The organism is Kitasatospora sp. NPDC058478 (genome assembly GCF_042720345.1).
Classification (GTDB): Bacteria; Actinomycetota; Actinomycetes; order Streptomycetales; family Streptomycetaceae; genus Kitasatospora.
The window spans coordinates 14,619-32,264 of record NZ_JBHXML010000062.1; the positions used below are offsets into that span (position 1 = coordinate 14,619).

General features: G+C 73.1%; 14 protein-coding genes. 6 read left to right on the top strand and 8 right to left on the bottom strand.

All coding sequences use genetic code 11. The features are described 5' to 3' along the window. The first annotated feature begins 199 nt into the window (after positions 1-199). A complete protein-coding gene (locus ACFWPT_RS29740; protein WP_063351316.1) occupies positions 200-1,369 on the top strand; it encodes a sensor histidine kinase in 1,170 nt (389 codons plus the stop codon). A 118-nt stretch (positions 1,370-1,487) separates the two neighbouring features. Here the strand turns inward: ACFWPT_RS29740 and ACFWPT_RS29745 are convergent, their stop codons facing one another. Next, positions 1,488-2,651 carry a S1C family serine protease gene (locus ACFWPT_RS29745; protein ID WP_380375448.1) on the bottom strand — a complete coding sequence of 388 codons (1,164 nt, stop codon included), beginning with the start codon at positions 2,649-2,651 and terminating at the stop codon, positions 1,488-1,490. Between the two features lie 131 nt (positions 2,652-2,782). Between ACFWPT_RS29745 and galE the strand changes: the two genes are divergently transcribed. Continuing rightward, the gene (gene galE / locus ACFWPT_RS29750; RefSeq protein WP_063348897.1) at positions 2,783-3,769 is read left to right on the top strand and encodes a UDP-glucose 4-epimerase GalE; all 987 of its coding nucleotides are present in this window, start codon (positions 2,783-2,785) and stop codon (positions 3,767-3,769) included. A gap of 49 nt (positions 3,770-3,818) precedes the next feature. Here the strand turns inward: galE and ACFWPT_RS29755 are convergent, their stop codons facing one another. Then, positions 3,819-6,230, bottom strand: coding sequence for a PQQ-binding-like beta-propeller repeat protein (locus ACFWPT_RS29755; RefSeq protein WP_380485517.1), 2,412 nt, complete (start codon positions 6,228-6,230; stop codon positions 3,819-3,821). Positions 6,231-6,666: 436 nt separating this feature from the next. On the opposite strand from ACFWPT_RS29755, the gene ACFWPT_RS29760 reads away from it, so the two are divergent. Next, positions 6,667-7,314 (top strand): TetR family transcriptional regulator, encoded by a 648-nt coding sequence (locus tag ACFWPT_RS29760; protein ID WP_063348895.1) that lies wholly within the window; start codon positions 6,667-6,669, stop codon positions 7,312-7,314. 209 nt (positions 7,315-7,523) lie between these two features. Here the strand turns inward: ACFWPT_RS29760 and ACFWPT_RS29765 are convergent, their stop codons facing one another. From ACFWPT_RS29765 to ACFWPT_RS29790, 6 genes are all read right to left on the bottom strand, one after another. After that, positions 7,524-8,468, bottom strand: a complete 945-nt coding sequence (locus tag ACFWPT_RS29765; RefSeq protein ID WP_063348894.1) for a beta-ketoacyl-ACP synthase III — start codon at positions 8,466-8,468, stop codon at positions 7,524-7,526. Positions 8,469-8,731: 263 nt separating this feature from the next. Further along, positions 8,732-9,934 (bottom strand): L,D-transpeptidase family protein, encoded by a 1,203-nt coding sequence (locus ACFWPT_RS29770; protein WP_380485519.1) that lies wholly within the window; start codon positions 9,932-9,934, stop codon positions 8,732-8,734. Between the two features lie 112 nt (positions 9,935-10,046). Then, the gene (gene mqnE, locus ACFWPT_RS29775; protein WP_063348893.1) at positions 10,047-11,210 is read right to left on the bottom strand and encodes an aminofutalosine synthase MqnE; all 1,164 of its coding nucleotides are present in this window, start codon (positions 11,208-11,210) and stop codon (positions 10,047-10,049) included. A gap of 121 nt (positions 11,211-11,331) precedes the next feature. Continuing rightward, positions 11,332-12,339 carry a threonine/serine dehydratase gene (locus ACFWPT_RS29780; RefSeq protein ID WP_380375455.1) on the bottom strand — a complete coding sequence of 336 codons (1,008 nt, stop codon included), beginning with the start codon at positions 12,337-12,339 and terminating at the stop codon, positions 11,332-11,334. Positions 12,340-12,342: 3 nt separating this feature from the next. Continuing rightward, on the bottom strand, positions 12,343-12,801 hold the full coding sequence (locus ACFWPT_RS29785; protein WP_063348891.1) for an Lrp/AsnC family transcriptional regulator: 459 nt from the start codon (positions 12,799-12,801) through the stop codon (positions 12,343-12,345). Between the two features lie 119 nt (positions 12,802-12,920). Next, on the bottom strand, positions 12,921-13,595 hold the full coding sequence (locus tag ACFWPT_RS29790; RefSeq protein ID WP_363374948.1) for a UbiX family flavin prenyltransferase: 675 nt from the start codon (positions 13,593-13,595) through the stop codon (positions 12,921-12,923). 66 nt (positions 13,596-13,661) lie between these two features. Here ACFWPT_RS29790 and ACFWPT_RS29795 point away from each other — a divergent pair, with 66 nt between their 5' ends. The 3 genes from ACFWPT_RS29795 (at position 13,662) to ACFWPT_RS29805 (ending at position 17,505) form a co-directional block, all read left to right on the top strand. Continuing rightward, positions 13,662-14,405, top strand: a complete 744-nt coding sequence (locus ACFWPT_RS29795) for a cyclase family protein (RefSeq protein WP_063348889.1) — start codon at positions 13,662-13,664, stop codon at positions 14,403-14,405. A gap of 94 nt (positions 14,406-14,499) precedes the next feature. Beyond that, positions 14,500-15,210: an MOSC domain-containing protein gene (locus tag ACFWPT_RS29800; RefSeq protein ID WP_380375457.1), complete on the top strand. Its 711-nt coding sequence runs from the start codon at positions 14,500-14,502 to the stop codon at positions 15,208-15,210. A 249-nt stretch (positions 15,211-15,459) separates the two neighbouring features. Beyond that, positions 15,460-17,505, top strand: coding sequence for a hypothetical protein (locus tag ACFWPT_RS29805; RefSeq protein WP_380485522.1), 2,046 nt, complete (start codon positions 15,460-15,462; stop codon positions 17,503-17,505). Positions 17,506-17,646 lie beyond the last annotated feature (141 nt).

Below are 17,646 nucleotides of genomic sequence, written 5' to 3' on the forward strand. Positions count from 1 at the left end.
CGCGAGCACCGGGCAGTGGCCCGACGACCAGGACGGGGGTAGGGATAACCCCCGTCCCGGAAGATGTATCACCCCCATGGCATCTCCCGCCCCGGGTTCGGGAAGCTTGCTCCACCAGCTCGACCAAGAGGGACGGTAGATCCAGATGAAGCCGCTGCACCGCCGCACCGTGGATGCCATCAAGGAGCAGGACGCTCAGATGGTCCGCTCGCCGCTGTACGGCGCGCAGATGTGGCGGCAGGTCGGCCAGCTGCTGCTCAACCTGCCGCTCGGCGTCGCCGGCTTCACGCTCACCGCCATCACGCTCACGGCCGGCCTGGGGATGTCGATCACCGTGGTCGGCCTGCCGCTGCTGGCCGGCGGGCTGGCCGTCTCCCGCGCCCTGGGCGGGCTGGGCCGCTGGCGGGCCCGGGCGGCGTACGACTCCGCGATCCACGAGCCGGAGCCGGTGCAGCAGCGCCGGCCGGGGGTGGTGGGCTTCACCATCGCCCACCTGACCGACCTGCTGAACTGGCGCTCGGCGCTCTACAACGTGCTGATGCTGCCCTGGGGCATCCTGAGCTTCACGGTGGCCCTGGTCGCGGTCACCGTGATGTGGCCGGTGCTGCCCTGGGTGATCCGGGCGCTGGCGGCGGTCGACCGGATCCTGGTCGAGTCGCTGCTCTTCCCGGGCGCCCTGGCCGAGCGGGTGCGCGAGCTGGAGGACGACCGCGGCACGGTGGTCGACACCGCCGCCGCCGACCTGCGCCGGATCGAGCGCGACCTGCACGACGGCGCCCAGGCCCGCCTGGTCGCGCTGGCCATGGACCTGGGCATGGCCAAGGAGCGGCTGCGCGAGGTCGAGACCGAGGACGACGTGGTGGCCGCCACGAAGATGGTCGACAACGCGCACGGCGAGGTGAAGCTGGCCCTCCAGGAGCTGCGCGACCTGGCCCGGGGCATCCACCCGGCGGTGCTCACCGACCGCGGCCTGGACGCGGCCCTGTCCTCGGTCGCCGCCCGCTGCACCGTCCCCGGCGGGGTCAAGGTGAACGTCGACCTGAAGGGGCCGGACGGCCAGGCCGAGCGCCCGGACTCGGCGGTCGAGGGCATCGCGTACTTCACCGTCAGCGAGCTGCTGACCAACGTCTCCAAGCACGCCGGCGCCCGCACCGCCTCGGTCGACGTCTGGCGCTCCGACAACCAGCTGATGGTGCTGGTCCAGGACGACGGCAAGGGCGGCGCCGCCCCCTACCCGGGCAGCGGCCTGGCCGGGCTGACCGAGCGGATCCGCGCGGTGGACGGGGTGCTCCTGGTGCAGAGTCCGGAGGGCGGCCCGAGCAGCATCACCGTCGAACTGCCCTGGCGCACCCGCACCGCCCGCCGCTGAACCGGGGCGCGGCACGGCGCCGGGACCTCGTCGAGGAAGTGACGAGGTCCCGGCGCCGCTCCGGCAGGGCGGCCGGTCCGCGGAACCCTTGCGCGGTGCCGGGGTCCGGAGCCGGGTCCTACGGGCTCTCCAGGGCGCCGAGGGTGACGTCGGCGGTCCGGCTGTTGCCGTCCCTGGTGTAGGCGACGGTGGCCTTGTCTCCCGGGGTGAGCGAGGCGAGCGCGGTGGTGAGCGCGTTCAGCGAGTCGACCGTAGCGTCCCCGATCTTGGTGATCACGTCGCCGGCCTGCATCCCCGCCGAGGCGGCCGGGCCGCCCGAGGTGACCGCCACGATGACCGCGCCGGCGGGCTTGAACTGCTGGTTGAAGCTGGTCCGGGCGGTGATGCCGAGCGCGGCCCGGCCGGAGTTGGTGACCTTGCCCTGCTTGATCAGCTGGTCGGTGATGTTGGTGATGGTGGACGCCGGGATGGCGAAGCCGATGCCGGGCGCGGCCGCGCCGTTGGCCTCGGGCTCCGTCGCCGCGAGCGTGTTGATGCCGATCACCTGGCTGTCGAGGTTGACCAGCGCGCCGCCGCTGTTGCCCGGGTTGATCGCGGCCGAGGTCTGCACCATGTTGCCGATGGTGGCGCCGGGCGAGCCGCCGCCCCTGGGTTCGGAGACGGTCCGTCCGGTGGCCGAGACGATGCCCTGGGTGACGCTGCTGGAGAGGCCGAGCGGGCTGCCCATGGCGAGGGTGATCTGGCCGAGCTGGACCTTGCCGGAGTCGCCGAAGGCGGCCGGCTTGAGGCCGCTCGGCGGGCTGCTCAGCTTGATCACCGCGAGGTCGGTGTCGGGGTAGCTGCCGACCAGGGTGGCGTCCAGCGACTTGGTGCTGTTGGCGAGGGTGACGGTGAAGGTGGTCGCGGTGCCCACCACGTGGGCGTTGGTGACGATGTCGCCCTTGTCGTCGTAGACGATCCCGGAGCCGAGGCTGTCGCCGGTGGTGATCTGCACCACCGAGGGCAGCACGTCGGCGATGACCCGCTGGTAGTCGTCCTGCAACTGGTTCCCGTCGGCCGACCGCGCGGGGGCCGACGAGGCCGGCCGGGCCGAGCCGGAGCTCGACGGGGAGCCCGCGGCCTGCGAGGCGGACGAGGAGGAGCCGCTGCTGCACCCGGCCAGCGCCAGCGCGGTCAGTACGGCCAGCGCGCCGGGCACGAGCAACCGGCCGTGGGCCGTCCTGGGGCCGGTCGGCCGGGGCCCGGCCGGCAGGGGGCGGGCGTGTTCCTTCTTTCGGCTCACCTGACTGCCTCCGATTCGTCACCACGCTGAGAGCACGGAAATCTTTGTCAGCATTTCACCGATTTGTCCGATTTGACGGCTCGACTCGCCCGGCACTCACCACGGAAACCCGAACACCCTAGAATCGGCCCATGACTTGGTTGATCACCGGCGGTGCCGGATACATCGGCGGGCACGTCGTCCGCCAGCTGCTCGACGCCGGTGAGCGCGTCGCCGTCCTGGACGACCTCAGCACCGGCGACGCCTCCCGCCTGCCGGAGGGCGTCGCCCTGGTCGAGGGCTCCACCCTGGACCGGGCCGCCCTGGACGCCGCCATCCGCGAGCACGCGATCGAGGGCATCCTGCACTTCGCCGCCAAGAAGCAGGTCGGCGAGTCCGTCGAGCAGCCGTTCTTCTACTACCGGGAGAACATGATCGGCCTGCAGACCGTCCTGGAGGCCGCCGCCGAGGGCGGGGTCAAGCGCTTCCTCTTCTCCTCCTCCGCCGCCGTCTACGGCATGCCGGACGTCGACCTGGTCACCGAGTCGACCCCGTGCGCCCCGATGAGCCCGTACGGCGAGACCAAGCTGGCCGGCGAGTGGCTGGTCGCCGCGGCCGGGAAGGCCCACGGCATCTCCACCGTGGCGCTGCGCTACTTCAACGTGGCCGGTGCCGCCTCCCCCGAGCTGTCCGACACCGGGGTCTTCAACCTGATCCCGATGGTCTTCGAGCGGCTCACCGCCGGCGAGGCCCCGCGGGTCTTCGGCGACGACTACCCCACCCAGGACGGCAGCTGCGTCCGCGACTTCATCCACGTCTCCGACATCGCCTCGGCCCACGTCGCGGCCGCCAAGCGGCTGGCCGCCGACCCGGCCGGCGAGACCTCGCTGGTGCTCAACATCGGCCGCGGCGAGGGCGTCAGCGTCAAGGAGATGCTGGAGGTGATCGGCAAGGTCACCGGTTACGACACCACCCCCGAGGTGACCCCGCGCCGCGCCGGCGACCCCGCGCGGGTGGTGGCCTCGGCCGACCTGATCCGCCGCGAGCTGGGCTGGGGCGCCCGCCACGACGTGGCGGAGATGGTGGCCTCCGCGTGGGACGGCTGGTGCAGCCGCCACCCCGGGGCCCGCAAGGCCTGATCGGACGCGTCCGACGGCGGCGGGGCGCCCGCCCCGCCGCCGCGCCGGTTCAGCGCGCCGGGACGGCCGTGCCGTAGAAGGCGTCCAGCGCGTACACGCAGCGGTCCTTGGAGCCGACGAAGACCCGGCCGCCGACCGCGACCGGCGAGCCGGTCAGCTCGCCCTTGGTGCCGAGCTCCCAGCGCAGCTGACCGCTCGCCAGGTCCAGGGTGTGCAGCGAGTGGTCCCGGCTGCCCAGGTGCACCAGGCCGTCGGCCACCGCCGGGGAGCCGACGATCTCGCCGCGCGCCGTGTAGCGCCAGCGCTCCCGGCCGCTCGCCGCCTCGAAGGCGTACAGCACCCCGCCGCTGCCGACCAGCACCATGCCGTCCCCGACCACCACCGGCTCGGCGCCCTGGCGGTTGCCGGTGACCCCGCGCCAGCGGTCCCGGCCGGTGGCCGCGTCCAGCGCGTACACCGTCCCGAGGTAGTCGGCCACGTAGACCGCGTCGGCGTCCAGCGCGGGCGGGGTGAACAGCACCACCGGGGCCTCGAAGCGCCAGCGCTCGACCCCGCTGGCCGCGTCCAGCGCGTACACCCGGGAGCCGGCCGTCACGTACAGCACGCCGCCGCGCTCGACCGGGTGCGAGGGCACGTCCTCGCCGACCGGGAAGGACCAGCGCAGGCCGGCGCCGTGCGGGTCGATGCAGCGCAGCCGCCCGGCCCCGTAGTAGTAGGCCGCGCCGGCCACCAGGACCGGTCCGGACTGCGGGTTCTCGTAGTCCTGCTGGGCGTCGTCGGCCCGCCACAGCTCGGCGCCGTTGGCGGCCGAGCGCAGCTGGACGCCGCCGCCGCGGACGCCGCAGCACAGCACCCCGTCGGCGGCGGAGAGCGAGTAGACCCAGCCGTCCAGTGAGGTGCGCCAGCGCTCGGTGCCGTCCGCGACGTCCACGGTGTACAGGTGCGGGCCGTCGGCCGCGTGCACCCGGCCGGCGTCCACCGCGAGCGCCCAGGCGACGTCCCGGGTCTTGTAGCGCCGCTCGCCGGAGGCGATGTCCAGCGCGTGCACCTCGAAGCTGGAGACGAAGAGCGTGCCGTCGGCGACCACCGGGGTGCCCCAGACGTCGTTGGACATCCGGAACCGCCAGGGGCGCCAGCGGGCGGCCGGCGCCGGCGGCGGGGTGATCCGGCGGACCCAGTCGGTCTCGGCCGGGGCGGTGCCCGGGCCGGGCTGCTCGTGCTCGGCCCGCGGCCCGGGGCCTATCCGCACCGAGGCTCCGGACAGCCGCACCTCGACGGCCCCGCCGCCGCCCGGCGCGCGGTGCTTGTTGGGGGAGGCGATCTTCGCGGTCGGGATCTCGCCGTCGGACACCGGGCCCGGCCTCCGCCCCGTGTGCACCGGCCCGGACGGCGGCGGCGCGTGCCCCCCGCCCAGGTGGGTGCGCGGGTCGTCCAGGCCGGGACGCTGCACCGGGACCGGCTGGTGCGGCTGCGGCGGCTGGTGGGGCTGGAGCGGGCCGGCCTGCGGCGGCCCGGCCGGGGGCGGTGGCGCGCCGCCCGGCAGCTGGACGGCCCGGGGCGGCGCGCTCGGGCGGCGGCCGCGCTTGCGCTCGATCAGCTCCAGCGCGTTCACGGGGAGCCAGTCGCCGACCTCGCCGGCGGCGTCGTCCCGGGAGAACAGGTGCGGGGCCAGTTCGGCCTGGATCTGCGCCGGGGTGGGCCGGTGCTCGGGCGAGGGCCGCATGCAGGCGCGGACCAGGTCCATCAGCTCGCGCGGCATCCCGGACAGGTCCGGCTCCTCGCGCAGCAGCTGGAACACCGTCTCGACCGGGTTGGAGCCACTGAAGGGCGGGTGCCCGGTCGCGCAGAACACCATCAGCGAGCCGAGCGAGAAGACGTCGCTGGCGCCCCGGACGTTACGGCTGTCCTTGGCCTGCTCGGGGGACATGTAGGCGGGGGTGCCGACCGCGACGTTGGTCATGGTGAGCCGGGTGCTGGAGACGCCGGAGGCGATGCCGAAGTCGATCACCTTCGGGCCGTCCTCGACCACCAGCACGTTGGAGGGCTTGAGGTCCCGGTGGATCAGCCCGGCCGCGTGGATGGACTGCAGCGCCTCGGCGATGCCCGCGATCAGCCAGCGGGTGGCGTCCACCGGCAGCGGACCGCACTCCTCGACCAGGTCCTCCAGCGAGGGGGCCGGGATGTACGCGGTGGCCAGCCAGGGCACCCGGGCGTCCGCGTCGGCGTCCACCACGGCCGCGGTGTAGAAACCGCCGACCGTCTTGGCCGCCTCGATCTCGCGGGCGAAGCGGACGCGGAACAGCTCGTCCTCGGCCAGTTCCCCCCGGACGGTCTTGATGGCCACCCGCCGGCCGGAGGCGGAGCGCGCCAGGTAGACCAGCCCCATCCCACCCGCGCCGAGCCGCCCCAGCACCTCGAAGGGCCCGATCCGCCTCGGATCGTGCGCCGTCAGCTGGTCCACTCCGCTGCCACCTCCCCGTTTTCCGCACCCGCCGCGTGGTGCCGGACCCGATTCTCCAATGCCGCCCGGCCCATCTCCAACCTCCCCCGCCCAGAGCCGACGGCCGCCCCGGGAGCGCCGCCGTCCGGCCGGTGATGACGGAACGGCCGGATTCTGACGCCCGTTCCGGCCGCGGCTTGCACCCGGACGCCCGGACCCTCCCCTTCGGCGCCGATCTTCCGACGCCGCCAGTCGTCACGCTCTGTCACTCGATCACCCCTCAGCGGACTCGCCGTCACGCTGTGGGGTCAAAGGCACACGGGGGGGCTTCAACGACGCCTGCGGAGCGCGGTGAATATCCGTCCGAAGTGGTTCATGCCCCTATAGCAACCCCCCGTGCGGAGTAATAGTCGCATCACCGAATCGCGCCAAGATCGTGCCACGGTAAGCTGACGGCATGACAGGACAAGTTCGCACCGTCGACGGTCGCGTCGCCGGGCGACGCGGACAGGAAACGCGGCAGAAGCTGCTCGACTGCCTCCGCGAGATGCTCAGCACGTCGCCGTACCGGGACGTCAAGGTCATCGACGTCGCCCGTATGGCGGGTACCTCCCCCGCGACCTTCTACCAGTACTTCCCGGATGTCGAGGGCGCTGTCCTCGAAATCGCCGAGGAAATGGCCAAGGACGCCGACACCCTCAAAGAGCTGGTGGCCGGAAAGTCCTGGGCAGGGAAGTCCGGTCCGACCACTTCGGAAGAACTGGTCGACGGATTCCTCGCCTTCTGGCGCAAGAACGACGCCATTCTCCGAGTGGTCACGCTCGGTGCCGCCGAAGGGGACAAGCGGTTCTTCAAGATCCGCATGACGGTCCTCAACGCGGTCGCCAAGCCGCTCGCGGAGGCCGTCAAGGAACTCCAGGCGAAGGGCCAGGCCGACAAGTCGCTCGACCCGAACGCCGTCGCCGGGGCCCTGGTCTCGCTGCTCGCCTCGGCGGCCGAGCACCAGAAGGCCTTCACCGCCTGGGGCGTCAAGGTCAAGGACCTCAAGCCCAACCTCGCTCCCCTGGTGTACCTGGGCGTCACCGGCAAGAAGCCGCCCAAGTAGACCATCCGCTCAACCGACCATCCGCTCCGCGCGCAGCCCCGGCCTCCTGTCCGGGGTACGACGGACGGCGGCCGTGTCCTCGGGGGAGGTCCGCCGACGTACCGCACGCGCGCCAGACATGCCGGTGGGCGGGCACCCCTCACACAGGGTGCCCGCCCACCGGCATGTTCGCGTTGCGGCCCCTCAGGGGCCCTAGGTGCCCCGCGCCGTCAGGGGCAGCGGACCACCTGGCCGGCGTAGGCGAGCCCGCCGCCGAAGCCGAAGAGCAGGACCGGGTCGCCCGGGGACAGCTCGCCGCGTTCGACCAGCTTGGAGAAGGCCAGCGGGATCGAGGCGGCCGAGGTGTTGCCGGAGTCGACCACGTCCCGGGCCACCACCGCGTCGGTGAGGCCCAGCTTGGCGGCGATCGAGTCGATGATCCGCAGGTTGGCCTGGTGCGGCACGAAGCCCTTCAGCTCCGACGGGTCGATCCCGGCCTGCTCGCAGGCCCGGCGGGCCAGCGGGGCGAGCTGGGTGGTGGCCCAGCGGAACACCGACTGGCCCTGCTGGCTGATCACCGGGTCCCAGCCGGTGATCACCACGGCGTCGCCCTTCTCCGGCTCGGAGCCCCAGACCACCGGGCCGATGCCGGGCTCGGCACCGTCCTCCTGGGCCTCGACCACCGCGGCGCCGGCGCCGTCGCCGAAGATCACGCAGGTGGTGCGGTCGGTCCAGTCCAGCGTGTCGGACATCCGCTCGGCGCCGATCACCAGCGCGCGGCGCGCCGCGCCGGCCCGGATCGCGTGGTCGGCGGTGGCCAGGGCGTACGAGAAGCCGGAGCAGACCGTGTTGATGTCGTACGCGGCGGGCGCCCGGACGCCGAGCCGGGCGGCCACGGCGGCGGCGGTGTTGGGGCTGCGCTCGATCGCGGTGCAGGTGGCGACCACGATCAGGTCGATCTCGTCGGCCGTCCGGCCGCTCTTGGCGAGCGCCTTCTGCGCGGCCTCGGTGGCGAGGTCGACCAGGGTCTCGCCCTCGGCGATGTGCCGGGTTCTGACGCCCACCCGGCTACGGATCCACTCGTCGTTGGTGTCGACGAGCGCCTCCAGGTCGTCGTTGGAGAGGACCTTGGGGGGCTGGTAGTGGCCGAGTGCCACAATGCGCGAACCGCTCATAGTGCCATGGAACCGGGTTACCCACTGGTCAGCGGGGCGCGCCCGGCTACAGGATCCGCCCCCGCGATCTGTAGGAGCCCGACAAGGGGCGTTGCGGCGACTGGCCTCCGGGCGCGCCGGGATCGACGCCGATGCGGACGACGGGGCGGGCACCGCCGCCGATGACGGGGCCGGCACCGCCCGGAACACCGTTCGGACGCCACCGGAACGCCGCCGGAACGCCGCAGTCGGGCCGGGGTCAGGCCGGGGTCGGAACGCCGGGGTCAGGCGGACAGCGAGGCGGCGTCGCCCATCACGATCACCGGGTGGGCCGCCGGGTCCAGGGTGCGGATCAGCTCGGCCATCTTGTCCTCGGGGATCGAGACGCAGCCGTGGGTGGGGCCGTCGTGGTCGACGTGGATCCAGATCCCGCCGCCCTTCTTCGCCCCCATCGGGCGGCGCGGGTCCAGCGGGGAGTTTCCGGGCACCCGGTTGTAGTTGATCGCGACCACGTAGTCGAAGGAGCCGGCCAGCTGGTCGCCGAAGAAGCCCGTCCCGGAGACCACGAAGCTCGGGTCCTTGTCGTACGGGAGCTTGCTGCCCGGGTCGGCCTTGCGGCCGCCCGCGTCGGAGAGCGCGAAGACGCCGATCGGGCTGCGCAGGTCGCCCTCGTTGTGGTCGGTGGTCCAGCCGTTGTTGCCGTTGTGGCCCTGCCAGGTCTCGCCGGCCAGCCAGCGGCCCTCGGGGGTGCGGGTCCAGAGGGTGACGGTGTTCTTGTTGCCGTTCTTGTCCTGGCCGGAGGCGAGCACCACCTGGGTGGTCTCGGTGGGTATCTTCGCGACGAAGTCGGCGCCGAGGCCGGGTATCGCGGCGACCGAGCCGTCCGCACGGACCTGGCTGCGGTCGGCGGCCGGGGGCTGGGTCTGCCGGTCGGCGGCGGCCCGGGCGGCGGGAGCCGGCTGGTCGGGCGTGCTGACGCCCTCCGGGCCGGGGCCGTCGGCGGCCGCGGCGACGGGCTTGGCGTCGTCCTGGCCGACGGTGTACCAGCCGGCGGCGGCCGCGACCAGCAACGCGGTGCCGGCCATCACCGCCTTGCCGTGACGCTTCTTCTTCGCCTTCCGGCGGTGCCCCCGAGCGGCCGCCCGGGGGCCCACGGGCGCCGCCGCGGGCGGGGGCGTGGGCTGCCGGACGGGCTCCGGCTCGAACGCGTACACCGGCTCGGCGTCGTACACCGACTCGGCGGCGACGAGCGGGTCGGGCCCGACGGCGTACGGCTGGGATGGCTGGAACGGCTGGAACGGCTGCTCGTACGCCTCGAAGTACCCGTCAGGGGCCTGCGGGAGCTGCCCGTACTCGCCGTAGTGGTCCTGCCGGACGGGCTGCTGGTACGGCTCACCCGCCCCGTACGGCTGCTGCGGCACCCCGTACACCGGCTCCGCTATCGGCTCGTACGACGGGTACGTGGTGGCGCGATGAGAACCGGACATACCGCCGATCCTGCCAAACGGTGTACCGGTTGGTAAACCCGGGGCGGGTGCGGGGGCGGTGAAGAAACGCCGCCGCCCGGGCCGGGGCCCGGGCGGCGGGGGAGTTCTCCGGTCAGAGGCGCATCGCCTGCGGGGCCTCGCGGCGCCCCAGGTCCGGGCCCTCGTACTCGCGGATGATCTCGTAGCGGGTGTTGCGCTCGACCGGGCGGAAGCCGGCGTCGCGGATCAGGTCGAGCAGGTCGTCGCGGCCCAGCTTGTTCGGGGTGCCGAAGTTGTCCGCGTCGTGGGTGATCTTGTACTCGACCACCGAGCCGTCCATGTCGTCCGCGCCGTGGCTGAGCGCCAGCTGGGCGGTGGTGACGCCGTGCATCACCCAGAAGACCTTGACGTGCGGGACGTTGTCGAAGAGCAGCCGGGAGACCGCGAAGGTCTTCAGCGCCTCGGCGCCGGTGGCCATCTCCGTGCGGGCCATCAGCTTGTTGCGCACGACGCCGTCCTTGGAGTCGTGGAAGTCGTGCTGGTAGCGCAGCGGGATGAAGACCTGGAAGCCGCCGGTCTCGTCCTGCAGCTCGCGCAGCCGCAGCACGTGGTCCACCCGGTGGCGGGGCTCCTCGATGTGGCCGTACAGCATGGTGGCCGGCGTCTTGAGGCCCTTGCTGTGGGCGAGGCGGTGGATCCGCGACCAGTCCTCCCAGTGGGTGTCGTGGTCGACGATGTGCTGGCGGACCTCCCAGTCGAAGATCTCCGCGCCGCCGCCGGTCAGCGACTCCAGGCCGGCGTCGATCAGCTCGTCCAGGATCTCGTCGGCGGGCAGGCCGCTGATCTTCTCGAACCAGTGGATCTCGGTGGCGGTGAAGGCCTTCAGCGAGACGTTCGGCAGGGCCGCCTTCAGCTCCCGCAGCGAGCGCGGGTAGTAGCGCCAGGGCAGGGTCGGGTGCAGGCCGTTGACGATGTGCAGCTCGGTGAGGGAGTCGACCTCCATCGCCTTGGCGAGCCGGACGGCCTCCTCGATGCGCATCGTGTAGGCGTCCTTCTCGCCCGGCTTGCGCTGGAACGAGCAGTACGCGCAGGACGCGCTGCACACGTTGGTCATGTTGAGGTGGCGGTTGACGTTGAAGTGGACGACGTCGCCGTTCTTCCGCGTCCGCACGTGGTGGGCCAGACCGCCCAGCCAGGCCAGGTCGTCGCTCTCGTAGAGCGCGATCCCGTCCTCGCGGGTCAGCCGCTCACCCGCGTAGACCTTCGCCTCCAGCTCGCGCTTCAGCCCTGCGTCCATGCGGTGCCCCGCCTCCTCCGACTTCGATTCCTTGCCGGACCGAGCGTACGTCACTCGTCCGCTCGCCTCCGGGCCGCTCCGACCCGGTGCCGACGCTCCTCGCTCCGGCGCTCCTCCGTCGCTAGTCGCTCGTCACTTTCGGCACCGGCGCGCCCTTCGGCTCGGGACGGTCCGACAGCAGCTCAGCGAGCAGTGCGGGGTCGATGTTGCCACCACTGACCACGGCCGCGACCGTCCGGCCCCCGGTCTCGGCGGCGCGGTGGAAGTAGGCCGCCGGGGCGACCGCGCCGGAGGGCTCGGCGACCAGCCGGCCGCGGCGGGCCAGCAGGGCGACGGTGGCGCGGATCTCGTCCTCGGTGACGGTGACGATGTCGTCCACGTACGCGGTCAGGTGCTCGAAGGGCAGCTCGCCGACCGACGGGGTGCGCAGGCCGTCCGCGATGGTCCGGTAGGTGTCGGCGACCGGCCAGGCCAGCCGGCGGCCGGCCCGGAAGCTGGCCTGCGCGTCGGCGGCCAGCTCCGGTTCCACGCCGATCACCCGGATGCCCGGGCGGGTGAGCTTGAGCGCGGCCGCCGTCCCGGAGATCAGGCCGCCGCCGCTGACCGGCACCAGGACGGTGTCCAGCCCGGCCGGGGCGTCCTCGGCGATCTCCAGGCCGACCGTGCCCTGGCCCGCGATGATGAACGGGTCGTCGTACGGCGGCACCCAGACGTAGCCGTGCCGCTCGGCCAGTTCGGCGGGCAGGGTGTCCCGCTCCTCCGGCGACACCAGGACCACCTCGGCGCCGAACCCCCGGGTGGACTCCACCTTCACCGCCGGCGAGGTGTCCGGCATCACGATCACGGCCTTGATGCCGAGCAGCGCCGCCGCGTACGCCACCGCCTGCGCGTGGTTGCCGCTCGACTGGGCGACCACGCCGCGGGCCCGCTCGCCCTCGGTGAGCGCGGCCAGCCGGTTGTACGCACCACGGGTCTTGAAGGCCCCGGTCGGCTGGAGGTTCTCGGGCTTCAGCCAGAGCCGGCGCTCCCCCTCGTCCGCCCACGGGGCGGGAACCAGCGGGGTGCGCACGGCCACCCCCGCGATCCGCTGCCGAGCGGCGCGCAGCTCCTCCAGACCGACCAGTGCCATCCGTCACTCTCCTTCGGGAGGGAGTTCGCTCACCCGGTTCTCCCACTTCGTGGAGAGTACGACGGTGGTGCGGGTGCGGGCCACGCCTTTCGTGCCCGAGATCCGCTTGACCACCGACTCCAGGCCAGCCACGTCGGCCACCCTGACCTTGAGCATGTAGGAGTCGTCACCCGCGATGAACCAGCAGTCCTCGACCTCGTTGAGGTCCTTGAGCCGGTGCGCGACGTCCTCGTGATCGGCGGCGTCGGTCAGCTGAAGGCCGATCAGGGCCGTGACGCCGAAGCCGAGCGAGGCCGGATTGACCGTCGCGCGGTAGCCGGTGATGACACCGGCCTGCTCCAGCCGGTTGATCCGGTCCGTGACGCTCGGGCCGGAGAGCCCGACCAGCCGGCCCAGCTCGGCGTAGGACGCGCGGCCGTTCTCCCGGAGCGCCTGGATGAGCTGTCTGTCCACCGTGTCCATATACCGTCCGCGTCCTTCCGAACCTCACCAGACCCACAGATCATTATCCGGATTCCAAGGCGCCATGCGCGGAACAACCCGGATATCGCAGAGAAGATACTCTCCCGCCCCCGGCCTCCTCACTCCCCCTCAGCCGACACGCTGCCGTTCTCGTCGGCCCGGCGGGCCGCCGCCCCCAACTCCCCTTCCCAGCGCAGGTACAGGGAATGCGGGACGCCGACCGCGTCCAGCACCCGGCCGGCCACGAAGTCGACGAGTTCCCGCACGGTCGAGCCGCCGGCGTAGAACCCGGGAGAGGCGGGGAGGACGACGGCGCCCTGTGCGTCGAGCTCCACCAGGTGCTTCAACGTCACCCCGTTGAGTGGCGCCTCGCGCACGCACACGACCAGCGGGCGGCGCTCCTTGAGGGTGACGCTGGCCACCCGCTGCAGCAGGTCCTTGCTCAGGCCGAGCGCGATCCCGGCCACCGCGCCGGTGGTCGCGGGCACCACCAGCATGCCCTTGGCCGGGTACGAGCCGCTGGACGGGCCGGCCGCGAAGTCCCCGGCGGGCCAGTAGCGGACGTCGTCCAGGCCCTCGTCGGAGCCCAGCCAGGCGGCCAGGTCGGCGCGCCAGTGGGCGTCCCGGAAGGAGATGCCGGTCTCGTCGAGGATGGTGAGCCGGGCGGCTCGGCTGACGATCAGGTCCACCGGCTCCCCGGCGGCGAGCAGCGCCCGGATCACCGAGGCGGCGTACGGCGTCCCCGACGCACCAGAGACCCCGACCACCCACGGCTGACGCTTGACTGTTCCCATGTCCCATTTCTATCCGGACTCACCCGGTCGGGCCTCATCCGCGGGCTCCCCTGGAAGGATGGGGGCATGGCAGCGACCCTCGTCGACCTCACCCATCAGGTGACCACCGCGATGCCGGTCTACCCCGGCGATCCGGCCGTCCTGTTGGAGCCCGCGCTCACCACCGCCACCGCCGGGGTGAACGTGCTGGCCCTGCACCTCGGCTCGCAGTCCGGGACGCACGTGGACGCGCCCTACCACGTGGACGTCACCTGGCCGACCCTGGACGGGCTGCCGCTGGAGCGGTTCACCGGCCCCGCGGTGCTCGCCGACCTGCGCGGACTGGAGCCCCGGGCCGCCGTCACCCCCGAGCTGCTCGCGCCCGCCCTGGCGCGCGTCGGCGAGGGGTCCGTCCTGCTGCTCGCCACCGGCTGGGCCCGGCACTGGGGCACCGACGCCTACCTCGCGCACCCCAGCCTGACCGCGGCCGCCGCCGAGGCGATCGTCGCCGCCGGGGTGCGGACCGTCGGGGTGGACGCGCTGAGCGTCGACCCCACCCCCGACCCGGGCCCGGGCGACCCGGCGGTCGCCGCGCTGCTCGCGGACCTCACCGACGAGCACGACCAGCCCGGCGCCGACGAGCCGACCCTCGCCGCGCACCGGGTGCTGCTGGGGGCGCCCGGCGGCGGGGTGATCGCCGAGAACCTGACCGATCTGCGGGCGCTGCTGGACGCCCAGGAGGCCGGGCGGCCGGTCGAGGTGTCGCTGTTCCCGCTGCGGCTGGCGGCGGCGGACGGTGCGCCGGTCCGGGCGGTGGCACGGCTGGGCTAGGGAGTTCGAAGACCCGCCCCGGGGCGTTCCGGCCAGTCGCCGCACGGGACTTGGTCTAGACCATCCCCCGGCGCCGCCGCTACGCTGTCCGCCCATGGCAGAGATCATCGGAGTGATCGAGCGACTCTGGCGCTACCCCGTGAAATCCACCGGCGGCGAGCGGCTCGACTCCGTCGAGGTGGACGAGCGCGGCCTGGCCGGCGACCGCCTCTACGCCGTCCGCGACGCGGACGGCAAGCTCGGCTCGGGCAAGAACACCCGCCGCTTCCGCCGGATGGACGGCCTGCTCCGCCTCTCCGCCCGCCTCGGCCACCGGATCGACGGCCCCGAACTGTTCGACCCGCTCGGCCGCCCGGTCGCCGACCCGGGCGCCTTCCTGCGCGCCTACCTCCAGCGCGAGGACGTCGAACTCGCCCGCGAGGACGCCGCCTCCCACTTCGACCAGCTGCCGGTCAGCGTGCTCACCACCGCCACCCTGGACTGGGTCCGCGAGGCCGCCCCCTTCACGGTGGTCGACGAGCGCCGGTTCCGCCCCAACATCCTGCTGCGGACGCCCCCGGGCACCCCGCCCTTCGTCGAGGACGGCTGGTTCGGCCGGGAGGGGCACGGCGGCACCGGCGCCCGCCTCGCCTTCGTCCGCTCCAGCGAGCGCTGCGCGATGACCGGCGCCCCGCAGCCGGGGCTGCCGCACGCCCCCGAGATCCTCAAGGCGATCGTGCACGCCCACGACGGCCGGCTCGACGCCCTCGCCGAGGTCGCCGCCCCCGGGCGGCTGAGCGTGGGCGACGAGCTCGCGCTGCACTGAGCCCGGCGAGCACCTGGAGAGCGGAACCGCAGGTCAGGGCGGTCTCAGAGGTTTTCGAAAAAACTTTTGGATCACCTGCAACCCCGGCGGCCGCCACACGTCTATGCCAGTGAGAGGCGGGGAAACCCGCCGAACCCGGACCGCGAGAGGCGCTGGGGGCGACGCCCTCGAACTTCGGGTCCGACTCCAAGCACACGTACCGGCCGACGGCTGAAATACCGACGGCAGAACACCCTGGGGGGTATTTCCATGCCTGCTGTCCGCGCCCGTCGCTCCCGCTCCACCGTCCTCACCGCCGCCACCCTCGGCGTGCTGCTGGCCACCGGCGCGGTGCTGTCCTCCCCGGCCGCGTACGCCGCCGAGGCACCGGCGGCCGCCACCGCCCCCGCCGCGTCGGCCGCCGAGGCCACGGCCGACAAGCCGTCGCTGAAGGTCAACGCGCCGGCGACGGTCGGCCGCGGCGGACAACCGGTCGAGTTCACCGAGACCATCACGAACCCCGGCACCACCGAGGCCTCGTTCACGCTGAGGATCGGCACGAGCGGCACGAACTCCGTCTCGGCATACGCCATCAAGGTCGACTACCGCGACGCGGACGGCACCTGGAAGCCCGTCGCCGACACCGTCCCCGGCCTGACCGTCGCCGCCGGTGCCACCAGGACCGTCCAGCTGCGCCTCACCACCGAGCTCGCCGCCTACTGGTCCAACCAGGACTCGACCGTCACGCTCAGCTCCGCCGTCCTCGACGCGACTGGCACCACCGTCCTCGCCGAGAGCACCGACCAGGTCGCGGCCAAGGCCATCACCGTGCAGGTCAAGGACGCGCCGACCACCGCCGTCGCCGGCGGCGCCCCGGTCGAGTTCGACGTCACCGTGAACAACCCCAGCGCCTCCCGCTACACCACCGTCGACAAGGTCGTGGAGGCGGACAAGCACAGCACGCTCCAGGTGCGGAAGGCCGACGGCACCTGGGAGAACATCACCGGCACCACCAGCAGCCAGCCGGGCTCCGACCGGGTCACGTACCACCTCACCGACGACAGGACCATCGCCGCCGGCAGCAGCGACACCCGGCACGTCCGCTTCGCGTTCACCGCCGACGCCCCGCTCGGCACGGCCTACATCCACCCGTGGGCGATGCTCGACCAGGGCGCCGGGGCCATGCAGGCGATCGTCGGCCCCCAGTTCGTCGCGATCGACGTCACCGCAGCCCCGGTCACCGCCAAGCCTGCGCTGACCATCCAGGAGCCGTCCTCGATCGGGTTCGGCGGCGAGCCCGTCGAGTTCTCCGAGACCGTCACCAACCCGGGCACCGCCGAGGCCCCGTTCACCCTGAAGCTCAACGTGAGCAACGTGCACGCCCGGGTGCACGACGCGTTCGCCATCGAGTACCGCGACGCCGACGGCACCTGGAAGCCGGTCGAGCTGACCTTCAAGCAGAGCGACAGGACCTTCAACTTCAGCGGCAAGGTCACCGGCCTGACCGTCCCCGCCGGCGCCACCAAGACCTTCCAGCTGCGGCTCGCCGCCGTGGGCAACAACGACGCGGGCGGCTACAACCAGCCGACCAAGCTCTACTCCGCCGTCGTCGACCCGGCGGCCGAGGACACCGTGCTCGCCGAGGCCGCCAAGGACGTCACGGTGAAGTCGCTGGCCGTCGAGCTCAAGAACGCGCCGGCCACCGCCGTCGTCGGCGGCGCCCCGGTCGAGTTCGACGTCACCGTCAACAACCCCAGCACCTCCCGGTTCGGCAAGCTCGCCACCATCCTGTGGATCGACCCGCACAGCGTCCTGGAGATGCAGAAGGCCGACGGCGCCTGGGAGACCGTGCCCGGCACCCCGGGCCCCCAGTCCGGCGGCCCCGCCCGCTACCTCATCAGCGACGACGCCCTCGCGGCAGGCGCGACCATCACCAAGCACGTCCGCCTCGCCTACACCGCCGAGGCCCAGGTCGGCCAGACCGCCGTCAGCCCGTTCGCCCACATCAACGAGGGCACCGCCCACGCCGCCATCGCGGGCCCGCAGGGCACCGCGATCCAGCTCACCGCCGCGACCGTCGACACCTCCGGCGCCGGCACCGGCCCCGTCATCCGGACCACCTACACCACCGGCACCGCCGACGAGACCGACACCACCGGCACCACGGGCACCACCGGCACCACCACCCAGCTGGCGGGCGGCGAGCTCGCCCACACCGGGTCGGACGGCGTCATCAAGACCGCGGCGGGCGCCGCCGCCCTGCTCGTCAGCGGCATCGGCGCGCTCTTCGTCGCGCGCCGCCGCCGCAGCGCCTGACCGCCCCCGTCCGAGCCCCGGCTCCCCGGCTTCGCCCGGCGGGCCGGGGCTCGGCGTTTCCCGGGAGAGCTCGGTGTTTTCCGGGAGAGCTCGACGTTTTCCGGCAGACACGCCCCAGGAACGGATCAGGCGGTCTCCCGG

Coding starts and splice junctions, on each gene's coding strand:
- ACFWPT_RS29740 (WP_063351316.1), top strand. CDS start 200: ATGGTCCGCTCGCCGCTGTACGGCGCGCAGATGTGGCGGCAGGTCGGC.
- galE (WP_063348897.1), top strand. CDS start 2,783: ATGACTTGGTTGATCACCGGCGGTGCCGGATACATCGGCGGGCACGTC.
- ACFWPT_RS29760 (WP_063348895.1), top strand. CDS start 6,667: ATGACAGGACAAGTTCGCACCGTCGACGGTCGCGTCGCCGGGCGACGC.
- ACFWPT_RS29765 (WP_063348894.1), bottom strand. CDS start 8,468: ATGAGCGGTTCGCGCATTGTGGCACTCGGCCACTACCAGCCCCCCAAG.
- ACFWPT_RS29770 (WP_380485519.1), bottom strand. CDS start 9,934: ATGTCCGGTTCTCATCGCGCCACCACGTACCCGTCGTACGAGCCGATA.
- mqnE (WP_063348893.1), bottom strand. CDS start 11,210: ATGGACGCAGGGCTGAAGCGCGAGCTGGAGGCGAAGGTCTACGCGGGT.
- ACFWPT_RS29780 (WP_380375455.1), bottom strand. CDS start 12,339: ATGGCACTGGTCGGTCTGGAGGAGCTGCGCGCCGCTCGGCAGCGGATC.
- ACFWPT_RS29785 (WP_063348891.1), bottom strand. CDS start 12,801: ATGGACACGGTGGACAGACAGCTCATCCAGGCGCTCCGGGAGAACGGC.
- ACFWPT_RS29790 (WP_363374948.1), bottom strand. CDS start 13,595: ATGGGAACAGTCAAGCGTCAGCCGTGGGTGGTCGGGGTCTCTGGTGCG.
- ACFWPT_RS29795 (WP_063348889.1), top strand. CDS start 13,662: ATGGCAGCGACCCTCGTCGACCTCACCCATCAGGTGACCACCGCGATG.
- ACFWPT_RS29800 (WP_380375457.1), top strand. CDS start 14,500: ATGGCAGAGATCATCGGAGTGATCGAGCGACTCTGGCGCTACCCCGTG.
- ACFWPT_RS29805 (WP_380485522.1), top strand. CDS start 15,460: ATGCCTGCTGTCCGCGCCCGTCGCTCCCGCTCCACCGTCCTCACCGCC.